This window comes from Nocardia grenadensis NBRC 108939, from assembly GCF_001613445.1.
Taxonomy (GTDB): domain Bacteria; phylum Actinomycetota; class Actinomycetes; order Mycobacteriales; family Mycobacteriaceae; genus Nocardia; species Nocardia grenadensis.
Genome location: NZ_BDCJ01000003.1, coordinates 439,519 through 452,218, shown reverse-complemented (window position 1 = coordinate 452,218; position 12,700 = coordinate 439,519). Strand labels below are relative to the sequence as shown.

Sequence of the window (12,700 nt, the reverse complement as noted above, 5' to 3'; positions counted from 1 at the left end):
GATGACCTGCGCCGCCTGCTCGGGGCCGACGATCATGCCCACCGCGCTGGTGCGGACCCGGGCTTCGTCGCGTAGCCGCGCCGGCGGCCGACGGCACGGAAGCCGATTCGGGACCGCGCTCACTCTCCGCGAGATCACGCATGCCGGCCGCGAATCCGGGCCGGTCGCCGGTGGAGCGGGCCGATGATTCGCTACCCGGTGGCAGGGCCGCTGACCGGTGCGGCGCAGCCCGGGGCGACTCCCGCCAGCTCCAGTACGGCGTGCAGCAGCACATCGATTCCGTCCGCGCAGGCTTCCGGAGTGGAGTACTCCCGTGGGTTGTGGCTGATCCCGTCATACAGCCCCGGAACGAATATCATGCCGGCGGGGCACCGTGCGGCTATCTCGCCCGCATCATGTCCGGCGCCGGAGGTGATGGGGGCGCTGCTCATCCCCAGATTCGCGGCATGCTTCTCGACCAGGTCCCGCATCTGTTCGCCGAAGACCACCGGCGGGGTCTTGGCGGTGGTGCGGGCGGTGATCGTGACCCCCGCGCGCTTCTCCACTTCGGCGAGATAGGCCGCGAGGTCGGCCTCCACGCGTTCCATGGCCGCGCCGTCGGGATTGCGCAGGTCTACCGTGATCAGCGATTTCTCGGGCACGATATTGACCAGGTTCGGATAGTTGACCTGCCGCCCGACCGTGGCCAGCATGGCGCCGTACTCGCCGGATTCCACCATCTCGTCGAGTCGCACCGTGATCAGCGCGGCGGCGAGGCCGGCGTTGCGGCGCAGCCGGTGCGGGGTGGCGCCGGCGTGCGCGGCCCGCCCGGCGATCTGGAGTTCGAGCCAGGTGATGGCCTGCACACCCTGCACGACTCCGATCCGGGTGTCCTCCGCCGCCAGGATCGGGCCCTGTTCGATGTGGCATTCCAGATAGGCGAACGGCGCCCGGATCGGTACGGCGACGTCACCGGCCAGCCCGTGCCGGTCGAGTTCGGTGCCGACGGTCACGCCGTCGGGATCGGTGCGCTGCCGTGCGTCGTCCAGGCCGATCCGCCCGGCCGCCACGGCGCTGCCGAGCATATCGGTGCCGAACCGCACCCCTTCTTCCTCGGTGAACACGGCGATCTCGAGCGGGCGTTCGGTGGCGATTCCGTGAGCGTTCAGGGTGCGGACCACCTCGAGCCCGCCGAGGACACCGAGACATCCGTCGAACCGGCCCGCGGTGGCGACCGTGTCGATATGCGATCCGACCATCACCGGCGCGAGGGTGTTGTCGCGGCCGTCGCGGCGGGCGTAGATATTGCCGATGCGATCGGTCGTCACGGTGAGCCCGGCCGCCCGCATCCATCCCGTGACCAGTTCCCGTCCGGCCACGTCGGCGTCGGTCAAGGCCAGTCGGCGCACGCCACGTAGACCGGTGTCCTCGTCGGAATATGCTCCTACGTCGCCCAGTTCGCCGAGAGAGCGCCACAGCCGTTCGGCGTCGATCCGGACATCGGATGTAGTCATGTATTCCTCCACTCACGCGCCGGCGAGCGCGGCGCCGGTGACACGGTTGAAGTTGGCGGTATCGGTGGCGCCTTCGGTGGAGAAGATCAGGACATGATCGTCGCGATCCAGCTCCAACTCGCCGGCGTGGGTGAGTAAACCGGCCAGACCGGCGGCCCCGCTTTCCCCCGAGACGACCCCGTCGGCGAACATCAGCCGCATCGCGTCCTCCGCGGCGGAATCGGTGACCGTCGCGAAAACGTCGTAGCCACCGGAGACATCCGGCCAGGCGATCACCGACGGTGTACCGCAATTGAGTCCGGCCATGATCGACCGCTGGGGACCGGGGATGGTGGTGATACCGCCGGCCTCGATACTGGCGGTGACACAGTCGGCGTCGACGGGTTCCACGCCGAGCAGCCGGGTGCCCGCGCCGGTGCGGAATCCGCGTGCGACCGCGGCGGCGAAGGCGCCCACCCCTATCTGCGCGACCACCACGCTCGGCCGCGGGACTCCACCGGCGACGATCTCGTCCAGAATTTCGCCGATCATCGTGGAGTATCCGTCGATCACCCAGGACGGCGGGTCGACGTACCCGTCCCAGGAGGTGTCGGAGACGACGAGCGAATCCGTATCGGCGAGTGCGGCACTGCGGCGGATGGCATCATCGTAACCACCGGGCACCACTTCCACCTGCGCGCCTTCGGTGGCGATGGCGTCGATCCGCGCCTGCACCATATCCTCCGGCACCAGGATATGGGCCGAGAGTCCGAGCAGCGCCGCCATCCTGGCGACGGCGCGTCCGTGGTTGCCGTCGGTGGCCGAGACCAGGCGGAGAGCCGGCGCCGCGGTACCGAGCTCGGTTTTCAGCTCGGCGAGCCCGATCTCACTGTCCGCGGGGTGGCCGAGGTGCGCGAGCACGGTTCGGTAGGTGGCCCAGGAGGCGCCGAGGATCTTGAACGACGGCATACCCATCCGGGCGGATTCGTCCTTCGCATGTACCGAGCCGACGCCGAGCCGGGCGGCGGCCGCGGGAAGCGCGGTGAGCGGAGTGGGGTGGTAGTCCGGCATCGACCGATGGAAAGCGCGGCTCCCGTCGACGAGCGGACGCACAGTGTCCTTGGCTACCAATGGATTCCGCACGAGTCGCGGTTCTGACATCACGTTCCTCCCGGGCTGCGAATGACCGCTTCAGGATAGAAAGTTGTATGACAACTGTCAAGTGACTTAAGTCCAATCGCCCTGATAAGCTGCGCGGACGTCCCCGCATGTACGTCCGCAGCACAGTGAAAGGGCTCTCACGATGGCCACCAGTGCCCCTGCCGAATCGGCGGGCCTCGGCGACGACATCTCCCGGATCCGATCCCGGCGCCAACTGCACGCGGAGATCCGGGAGGCCATCCTCAACGAATTCATCCTGTCCCGGAAGCTGGCTCCCGGTGCCCGGCTGCCCTCGGAAAGCGAACTGTCCCGGTTGTTCGGCGCGTCCCGGGTGACGATCCGCGCCGCGTTACAGAGCCTCAAGGACCAGGGTTATATCCGGATCGTGCGCGGCTCGGGCTCGATCGTGTTGCCGCTGCCCGAATCGATCAGTTCGGGTATCGACCGTCTCTCGTCCTTCGATACCTTCGCCGAGCAGTCCGGTAAGGAAATCCGGACCGGCGATCTGGAATTCACTCGGATCGATCGCGACGACGATCCCCTCGCCGCGGTATTCGAACCCGGATCGATCACCGTGGTGAGCCGCACCAAGACCATCGACGGCCGCAAGGTCGCACTGATCGTCGACTACGTTCCGGAATCGGTGATTCCGCCGGACGCGCTCCGGCGCCGCTTCGACGGTTCCGTCCTGGACCTGCTCCTGGCCGATGGACTCGCCGAGTACTCCGACTGCACACTGACGCCCGTGGTGGCGGCGGGTGATCTGCGCGACCGGCTGGGCTGTGAGAACGGCTCCCCGCTACTGCAACTCAGCGAACTCACCCGTAACTCGGTGGGTGCCGTGGTCGACCGCAGTGAGGCATGGCTGTCGCCCGAGACGTTCCGCTTCCAGCTGCGCCGCCGCCGCGAGAGTTGAGGGCGCGGAAAGCCCCGCCACCGATCAGGGGTGGCGGGGCGGGTTCCCCTACTGTGCCGTGGCAGGTTCCGGCTGCTTATCGGCCTCCGGCCCGTAAGCGTCGGGTACCAGCTTGCCGCGGCGCGCGTCGATCATATGGATCACCAGGAAGGATGCCAGCCCGCAGACACTGCCGAAGATGATGGCCGCCACGGAGAACGGTTCATCGGCCAGTTCCCAGGCGAATCCGCAGACAGTACCGACGACGATGGAGACCACACCCGCCGCCCGGCTCGTCTTCTTCAGGACAAGAGCGAAGAGGAAGGCGGAGAACGGTCCGGCCGAACGCATGGTGAACGCGAACACCAGCAGCGGGATGATGGCCTGGCTCCACAGCGAGATCAAGGTCGCGAGCACCCCCACCACCAGGACGCCGATCCGGCTGTATTTGATCTCGTTGTCCGCGGTGACAGTACCGCCGAGCTTGGGCAGGAGATCCTTGATGAAGATGGTCGACGAGCCGAGCATATTGCCGCTGGCACTGGACAGCGTCGCCGACACCACGGCGCTGAGCAGCAGACCGGCGATGAGCCCCGGCAGCAGACCCACCGACACGGTGGCCAGGGCGTTGTTCGGATCGATATCGGGGTAGACGGCCAGCGCGATCAGGCCCAGCACCGCGGGGATGAAGGCGTAGACCGACATCAGCAACCCGCACAGCACCGAACCGAGCACGGCGGTGCGGGGCGTGCGGGCGGAGTAGTACCGCTGCACGGCCTCTTGGCCGGTGGAGAAGGTCATGAAGTACAGCACGACGAGCCCGATGATGGTCGGCCAGCCGATCTTGGTGAATCCGAGCTGCCCTTCGGGCAGGTTGGCGACCACGGTGTCCCAGCCGCCCGCATTGTGCAGCGCGAACGGCACTGCGACAGCGAAACCGCCGACAATCAGGAAGAACTGCACGAAATCGGTGAGCGTGACACTCCACATACCGCCGATCCAGGTATAGAAGATGACGGCGATCCCGGTGAACACGATCGACCAGGCCAGGCTGATCCCGCCCAGAGTGGACACGATGGTCGCCGTCGCGGTGATCTGCACCGCGGTCAGCGCCACCAGCGCGACACTGCCGAGAACCGCCGACATGGTCTGGGCGGCCGCACCGTAGCGCCGGCCGATGACCTCGGGCACGGTGACGGCCATGGTGCGCCGCATCGCCGGGGCCACGAACGACACCAGCAGGATGCCGATACCGGCGGCCACCACATACCATCCGGCCGACAGGCCCCAGTCGCCGTACGCCTTGCTCGCCACGCCGACCGAACTACCACCGCCGATCTCCGTCGCGGCCAGTGTGCCGGCCATCATGAAGACCCCCAGCCGGCGGCCGGCCAGATGGTAGTCGGTGCCGTCTTTGATACGGGTCCGGGCGTATAGGCCGATACCGACCATGACGGCCAGATAGATCACCATGATGGTGATGACGGTCGCGTTCATCTGTCGATCCTTCGGTGTGCAGAGCTGCTCGAGCGCTGGCTTATTCGGTTTCCGCGGCGAGCAGCGCCCGAAGCAGTACGGAATAGCCGTACGCGCCCAGGTACAGGTCGTCGAGGTCGATGGATTCGTCGGTGGTGTGGGCCCGGCCGGGATCGCCGGGACCGAAGCCGAGCGTGGGTATCGCGTGCCGGCCCGCACTGGCCGACCCGTTGGTGCAGAACTGGTAGTAACCGGGTCGCGGGTCGAGACCGGCCGCCTCGAGTGCCCGGATCGACTCTGCCGCAGGCCATTCCGTGGCAGGCATGCACCAGGCGGGTGCGAAGGATTCGGCGGCGGCCACGACGCCGGTCCAGGTGGTGAACTCGCTGCGGGCCAGGTCGATCTCGACGCGGGCGCCGTCCCGTCCGGCGATCCGTCCGGCGAGATCACGGAGCGGTTCGAGTACATCGGCCGCCGATTCGCCGAGCACCGTGCGGCGGTCATAGGTCGCGACGCACCGGTCGGGCACCACCGAAACATTCGGATACGGTTCGGATTTGAGATTGGTCAAGGCGATCATCGCCGGCCCCGGATCCGGGTGGTGCGGGAATTCCAGGTCGCGGACGGCGGTGATCACATCGGCCATCACCTCGGCGGCGTTCACCCCGGCCTCCGGGTACGCCGAATGACTCGACCGCCCGATCACCTCGATACTCACCTCTGCCCGGCCGCGCTGGCCGAGCATCAGGCGGTTGCCCGACGGTTCGCCGATCACGACCACATCCGGCCGCACCTGTTCGAGCACCCGGCCGAGCGCGGGCCCTTCGATCAGTTCCTCACAGACCGTTCCCGCGACGACGACGGTGCCGCGCAGGCCGGGTGGTAGCGCTTTCGCGCCGTAAACGACGGCTGCCAGGGCGCTTTTCATATCGACCGTGCCACGGCCGTACACCACGCCGCCGGCCACCTCACCCCAGGGACTGTGCGACCACTGCTGCGGGTCGGTCACCTCCACCGTGTCCAGGTGGCAGTCCACCAGCACTACCGGACCCGGGCCGAACCGCAGGGTGCCGATCACATTGCCCCAGTCGTCGGTGGTGACGGCGAAGCCCAGCGCGGCGAGCTCGCCGGTGAGCACCCGGACCGCGGGCTCTTCCGCGGTGGCCGGGCTTCGGGCGGCGAGGAGCCGCAACAGGAAGTCCCGCAGCCCGTCGCGGTCGATTCGTGCGTTCGCTTCCGCGCGGCCCACCTCAGTGACCTCCCGGAGTGGTGCCGCCGGTGACGATCCCGGGCCGCCGGCCGGTGTGCTCGCCGGACTGCCATACCGTTTCCCCGCCGACGGTGACCAGTTCGACGCCCGGCGGGGTGGTATGCGGTTCGGCGTAGGTCGCGGTATCGACATATCGCCGCGGATCGATCAGTACCAGATCCGCGCGCCGGCCCTCGGCGACCGCGCCCCGGTCGTCGAGTCCGAGTAGCCGGGCGGGGCCGGCCGCCAGCCGGGTGACCGCTTCGGGCAGCGAGATCAGATTCTCTCGTAAGGTATAGCGGCCCAGCACTTTCGGCGCGGTGCCGTAGAGCCGCGGATGCGGATGCGGATTGAAGACCCCGTCGGAACCGACCAGCGCGCCCGAGCGGACGAAGATTTCGCGCACGACCTCCTCGGCGGAGTAGTGGTCGATCATGGCCGCGTCCAGTGCGGTATCGGCGAGCAGATCCAGCACCGCGAAGGCCGGGTCGGTGCCGGTTTCCACGGCGATCCGCGCGACCGTTCTGCTCACCGCCGCCTCGCGGGGCGCACCGGCCTGTGTGACCACGATGTTCTCCGGCCCGCACGCGCCGAACAGGTTCTCCCATCCGGGTAGCCCGCGGTGCATATCCCGGCACATCCGTTCCCGTTCCGCGCCATCACGCACCCGTTCGAGCGTCGCGGCCGGGCCACCGTCGAAGGCGTACGGCGGCAGTAGTGCGCTCAACAGGGTGCTACCGGCCCCATAGGGATACTGGTCGAAGGTGAGCCGGATCCGGTTCTGTGCCGAACTCAGCAGGTCGACGAGGTCGGACAGCAGTTCGGGGACGCCGACGAGCTTCACGTGCGAGACGTGCAACGACGCGCCGGTGCGTTCGCAGACGCGGACGAACTCGGCGATCGAATCCAGTACGCCCGCTGCCTCGTTGCGGACATGCGGTACCAGTGGAACATCGAACCGGGCCGCGGTTTCGGCGATACCGATGAGCTCCGCGGTATCGGCGTACAGGCCGGGCGCGTAGATCATGCCGAACGAGACCGCCCGGCACCCGGCCGCCAGTGATTGCTCGACCAGGTCTTTCATCGCCGACATCTCGCGGGCGTCGGGCCGGCGGTCGGCATTGCCCAGCACCGCTTCGCGGACCGCGCTGTGCGGCACGCAGGCCACCATATTGGCGGTGGGCCGGGCCTGCTGTAGTGCGTCCAGGTACTCGCCCATGCTCCGCCAGGTCCACGGAGCGGAGGCGCTGGGCTCCAGACCTTGCAGATAGCTGCGCCGGCTCGTCAGGGTCGCGTCGGTGATCGGCGCGGGACCGAGGCCGTCGGGGCAGATCAGGTCTGTGGTGAAACCCTGCGCGATCTTCGGCGTCAGCAGCGGATCGTCGAACGGGCGCAGGGCGGAGTGGGCATGCAGATCGATGAACCCCGGCAGCAGCAGCCGGCCCCTGCCGTCGATGCGCATTCCGGCGGATTCCACCGGCAGCCGCGGCCCCACCGCGACGATCCGTCCCTTTTCCACGGCTACGTCGGCGGTCCGGACGCCTGTTTCGTCGACAACCTCGGCATCGGTGATGAGCAGGGCCGCTTCCACAGTTCCTCCAATTTGTATGACAACTGACATGAGTTCTAACACAAGGGTTCGGTCAGCGGAAGGGTTCCGGCGATGGAAGAAACATGATGGTTACGTGTATCGCGGTCGGGCGCCCAGTGCCGCGAAGGAGGTACCGTGAAATCCGGTCGTGGGCTCTCGCGAGTGCCAGACGGCCTGGAGAGTGATTGTCGCCGTTTTTTACGTCTATCGACCAGAACTGTGGTACGGCGGCGTATTGGAGAAGCGGCGTGTCAGAGGGCGTCTGAGAACTCAGGTGTCGGGCCTGTCGGCTCGTGCGAGTCTGCGAGTGAGGGTGTGGATGGCGGCGATGTAGACCATCGCCTCGTGGTGGTCGGGGCGTGTCTCGTAGTCGCGGACACAACGACGGTGTTTGACCAGCCAGCCGAAGGACCGCTCTATCACCCATCGGCGGGGCAAGACCTCGAATCCGGTGGCGGCATCGCTGCGGTTGACGATCTGAATCGTCAGGGCCAGAACTGATTTCGTCCAAACGACCAGTCGCCCGGCGTAGCCGCCGTCGGCGAATACCAGCGAGACTGTGGCGAAGCGGGTCCGCACGGCGGCCAGCAGCCGGTGCGCGGCGTCACGGTCCTGGATCGAGGCCGGGGTCACCACGACCGCCAGTAGTAGCCCGAGGGTGTCGGTGGCAATGTGACGTTTGCGGCCCTTGGTCTTCTTGCCCGCGTCGTAACCGGCCGTGGCCGCGGCGACGGTGTCCGGCGCCGCGCACGGTCTGCGAGTCGATGACCGCGGCGGTCGGCTGAGACTTGCGTCCCGCCCGCACCCGGGCACGGTCGCGCAGACAGTCGTGAATACGTTGCCACGCACCGGCTTTGGTCCACCGCTGGTAGATGTCGTAGACGGTCTTCGTGGGCGAGAAGTCGTGCGGCAGCTGCGCCCAGGCGATCCCGCCACGCACCAGTTAGAAAATCGCGTCCAGTACCAGTCGGCGGGACCATTTCTCCGGTCGGCCGCCCTTGCCGGTGGTGTTGCCCGGCGGCGGCAGCAGCGGCTCGAGCAGCGTCCACTCGGGGTCGGTCAGCGACGAGGACGGGTAGAACGGGTACTTCGGCGACTCACCGGGGGCCGGGCACGACGAACACGAGCAAGTAAGCGACACTGGCACAGGGACTCTCAGGCACGAACGTTGGTGTGGAAACCTCAGTCGTACCGGGAGTCCCTCTACGTTCCGGCGTCACACGCCGACCAGTCATCGAGTTCTCCAGCATGCCGGTCGTTGGCAGGCCGAGACGATCTTGCCTCCCGAGGTCGCCGCTGACGTCTGCGGACGACGGGTCGGTGACCGCCATTGTTGTCCTCGGCCGGCCGAGGACACGGGCCGGCGAGCGGGTCAACTGCTACGCAGTTTGTCGATAACGCGCAGCACTTCGGCCCGGTTCTTGGCCGACTTGAGCCAGGCGGGGAGCTTGGCCGTCATGGTCATCCGACTCCATCCGTCGTTCGGCAACGCTCGCTCGCGAAGATCCGCTGCAACATAGGATCGTAAATACTCGAGGTGGCGGCGGTTGTAGGCCCACAACTGATGGCCCCGGCAGTCGGCTTGGAACCACAACGGACGTTGGAAGAATGGGTCTCGAACCGTTCCACAACGTTCGGGTCCGGAACGGAACCGCCGACCGAAGATGTACCCCGGCGATCGAGGTCGACGATCAGCGCGGCCGGAATACGGTACGAGGACTTGCTTCTGACGGCCGTTGCGCCGGCCCGCTTCGGCGGCCTCGGGCTCGTCACAGACAAAGCCGCATCCGTTGCAAACCAATCGCCGAGTAGCCCACAAGGGACGGTCGATGGGCTCCTGTCCTGGCTTGGTGATCACTTTCGCGCAGCCGTCGCAGCGTGGGCACCGGACGAGAACGTCGTCGGTATCCAGCACAAACGACCAACTCGTGACCTTGCGATCACGAAAACGCCTCGACCCCTCGCGACTATCACCACCCACCTCGAGCCTCCTCGTCATACGACGGTAGGTGGTCCAAGGGCATACCACGAAGTTCAGCCGCCATACGTGGGAACCCGCGTCGAAACAACTCGTCACAAGCGTCGGGGTGCACAGCAGGCGACGGGTTCCACCCAGATCGGGAAGGCGGAAGCTTCTCGCCTGGCATCACACGCCGACCGGCACCCGAGTTCTCAGATGCCCTCTCAGAGAAGATATGTATAGACGCGGCTCCGGAGCCGGCGGCCCGGACGGTTCCGGGCTGGGGCGGTGACCCGTCGGCGGCGTCTGCGCTCACCTTCGTGCCGATACGCAGTGAGGAATGGCTGAACCCCATCGCGGGCCAGGTGTCCGTGATTACCGCCCTGGTGCGGGCGAACTGTTCGGGGGCGCCACCTGCGACCTCCGCCCCGTCTCGGGGCAGATCGGGATACGTGCGCTCCAGGGTGGGGCTGCCGGGCCTGTCCGCATTCCGCCCGCTCGGGTTGGTCGGGACGCGGCCCGAGCGGGCCGTGCTGTCCCGGCGAGATGGTTTATGGTGGTGGCGCCGGCCAGCGGTGTGAACCCAACTCGCGTGAGATGGTTTGTGCGGTGGTCCGGACGGCGTCGATGGCGGACGTGGGTGCGGGCCAGTCGGAGGTCGGCAGTACCACGCCGATTGCTCCGACCACCATCCCGGTTCGGTCGAAGATCGCCGCGGCCACCGCGGATTCGCCGAGGACCGCCTCGTCGTTTTCGTAGGCGAGGCCCGAGGCCGCGGTCGGTTGTAGTTGTTCGGCGAGTTCCTCGGGCGAGGTGATCGTTTCTCCGGTCATGCTGCGCAGCTCCCGCTGCTCGACGGGCGGAAGGAATGCCAGCATGGCCTTGCCCAGAGCGCTTGCGTGTGCGGGGATCTCGATGCCCAGTTCGAGCATTTGCCGGCTTCCCTCGGGGCTGGGCTCATGGTGGATGATCACGATATTGTCGCCGGACAGCACTCCCACGCGCACCGAGCGCCGGGTCCGGTGCGCCAGTTCGTGCGCCCAGGTCAGTGACCGCGACCGGAGTTCGAGCGTGTCGAGGTACACGTTGCCCATTCGCAGCACCGCCGGTCCGAGCTGATAGCGCCGTCCCCCGTGCTCTTGGGCGACAATGCCGTGCGCGGCCAGTGTGCGGATGATGCCGTGCACGGTGGGTGCGGCGAGACCCAATTCGGCGGCCAGTTCGGTCAGCGTCATCCGGCGCGCGCCTTGCAGCGCGAACAAAATGCGGACAGCTCGGTCCACGGACTGGATCACGCGACCTCCTTCGATCGGCTCTTGTGACCTGGACAACACCGTCGTATCATCCCCACTTCATTCGACATTATCGAATCTGGTTCGACACTTACGGGGAAGCTTATGAATGATCTGCGAATATCACAACGACTCACCGCCCGTATCCGCGCCACAGCATGCCTTGTCGTCCTCGGGGTCCGCGCCGTCCCCGCGACGGGGTCCGCGCGGCGCGCAATGGCCGATGCGGGTGTCATCTCGCTGTCCTTCGGTGCGGTCGTGGCTGCCACGGTCGGTGTCCGGGGGCATCTGCCAGGAAATCACATCGACCCCGCCGACCCGCCGGTGCCAGTATCGGGTGGGCGGTCCACTCGCGGCGACTTCTCCGCCCATGTGACCGCGCCGATCCCGACTGTGGTGAGGACGTCTCGGGCCTCCGGCTCCGGAAGATCCGGCGCGGCGGTGGCGCGGCGATGAAGAAGCTGATCAACGATCCGGATGATCTGGTCATCGAAGCGTTGACCGCGATGGCGCAAGCGCACCCCACTGTGCTCCTCGACGAATCGAACCGGGTGGTGCTGCGTGCGGTGGCGCCCACGCGCGGCAAGGTCGGACTGGTATCGGGCGGGGGTGCGGGACATGAACCTCTGCACGCCGGCTTCGTCGGGCGCGGGATGCTCGACGCAGCATGTGTCGGCGAGGTTTTCACCTCCCCGACTCCGCAGCAGATCCTCGCCGCGACCGCCGCGGTGGATACAGGTGCCGGCGTCCTGTACATCGTGAAGAACTACACCGGCGATGTGATGAATTTCGAGATGGCGGCCGAACTGGCCGAGGCCGTAACCGGCTGTGAGGTCGCCTCGGTCCTGATCGACGACGATGTCGCGGTCATGGACAGTCTGCACACCGCCGGGCGCCGGGGTGTCGGAGCAACGCTGGTGGTGGAGAAAATCGTCGGCGCCGCGGCCGAGCGAGGCTGGTCGCTGCCGGAGCTGGTAGAACTGGGCTGCGCCGTGAACGCCAACTCGCGCAGTTTCGGCATCGGGCTGACTTCGTGCACCGTCCCGGCCGCGGGCAGGCCGACCTTTGAGCTGCCCGATCACGAGATCGAGATCGGGATCGGGATTCACGGCGAGCCGGGGCGGGGACGGGTGCGGCTCGCGGAGGCCTGGAAACTCGCCGAGACGCTGGTGATGCCCGTCCTGGTGGACCTGCCGTTCATCCCCGGTGATTCCGTGATCTGTTTCGTCAACAGCATGGGCGGCACGCCGTTGATCGAGCTGTACGCACTGTTCCACGGGATCGTGCGCGCACTCGAGAGTCGTGGGATCGCGGTGGCCCGATCGCTGGTAGGCCCGTATGTCACAGCCCTCGACATGGCCGGGTGTTCGCTGACGTTGACCCGCGTCGACGCGGAGATACTCCACCTGTGGGATGCCCCCGTACGTACCCCCGCGCTGAACTGGGGGGCGTGACCGTGGTTGAGCAGGCATGCTCCACGGTGACCCCGGCGCCTACGCGCCTCGCGCCGACCGGCGACAGGTCGACGACAGTCCCGGGCTGCCGATCCGCTCGGCCCGCCGTGCCGCGGGAGCGGCTGTCCCCGGACACCGAGGTGTTTCGAC

Annotated in this window: 8 protein-coding genes and 1 pseudogene; 2 read left to right on the top strand and 7 right to left on the bottom strand. The window is 67.3% G+C overall.

The window, feature by feature from the left end:
• Positions 1 to 191 precede the first annotated feature (191 nt).
• Together NGR01S_RS04310 and NGR01S_RS04305 are read right to left on the bottom strand one after the other, a co-directional pair.
• Positions 192 to 1,493: a Zn-dependent hydrolase gene (locus NGR01S_RS04310; protein ID WP_063034982.1), complete on the bottom strand. Its 1,302-nt coding sequence runs from the start codon at positions 1,491 to 1,493 to the stop codon at positions 192 to 194.
• A 12-nt stretch (positions 1,494 to 1,505) separates the two neighbouring features.
• Positions 1,506 to 2,633: a diaminopropionate ammonia-lyase gene (locus tag NGR01S_RS04305; RefSeq protein ID WP_063034820.1), complete on the bottom strand. Its 1,128-nt coding sequence runs from the start codon at positions 2,631 to 2,633 to the stop codon at positions 1,506 to 1,508.
• Positions 2,634 to 2,775: 142 nt separating this feature from the next.
• Here NGR01S_RS04305 and NGR01S_RS04300 point away from each other — a divergent pair, with 142 nt between their 5' ends.
• On the top strand, positions 2,776 to 3,549 hold the full coding sequence (locus NGR01S_RS04300) for a GntR family transcriptional regulator (RefSeq protein WP_063034819.1): 774 nt from the start codon (positions 2,776 to 2,778) through the stop codon (positions 3,547 to 3,549).
• Positions 3,550 to 3,597: 48 nt separating this feature from the next.
• Here the strand turns inward: NGR01S_RS04300 and NGR01S_RS04295 are convergent, their stop codons facing one another.
• From NGR01S_RS04295 to NGR01S_RS04275, 5 genes and pseudogenes are all read right to left on the bottom strand, one after another.
• A complete protein-coding gene (locus NGR01S_RS04295; RefSeq protein ID WP_063034818.1) occupies positions 3,598 to 5,025 on the bottom strand; it encodes a sodium:solute symporter family transporter in 1,428 nt (475 codons plus the stop codon).
• A 40-nt stretch (positions 5,026 to 5,065) separates the two neighbouring features.
• Positions 5,066 to 6,253 carry a YgeY family selenium metabolism-linked hydrolase gene (locus NGR01S_RS04290; protein WP_063034817.1) on the bottom strand — a complete coding sequence of 396 codons (1,188 nt, stop codon included), beginning with the start codon at positions 6,251 to 6,253 and terminating at the stop codon, positions 5,066 to 5,068.
• A 1-nt stretch (position 6,254) separates the two neighbouring features.
• Positions 6,255 to 7,844, bottom strand: a complete 1,590-nt coding sequence (locus NGR01S_RS04285) for an N-acyl-D-amino-acid deacylase family protein (protein WP_063034816.1) — start codon at positions 7,842 to 7,844, stop codon at positions 6,255 to 6,257.
• A gap of 270 nt (positions 7,845 to 8,114) precedes the next feature.
• Positions 8,115 to 8,985 (bottom strand): annotated as a pseudogene (locus NGR01S_RS04280) (IS5 family transposase).
• 1,370 nt (positions 8,986 to 10,355) lie between these two features.
• Positions 10,356 to 11,099: an IclR family transcriptional regulator gene (locus NGR01S_RS04275; protein ID WP_063034815.1), complete on the bottom strand. Its 744-nt coding sequence runs from the start codon at positions 11,097 to 11,099 to the stop codon at positions 10,356 to 10,358.
• A 449-nt stretch (positions 11,100 to 11,548) separates the two neighbouring features.
• Here NGR01S_RS04275 and dhaK point away from each other — a divergent pair, with 449 nt between their 5' ends.
• Positions 11,549 to 12,550, top strand: coding sequence for a dihydroxyacetone kinase subunit DhaK (dhaK, locus tag NGR01S_RS04265; protein ID WP_063034813.1), 1,002 nt, complete (start codon positions 11,549 to 11,551; stop codon positions 12,548 to 12,550).
• Positions 12,551 to 12,700: the final 150 nt, after the last annotated feature.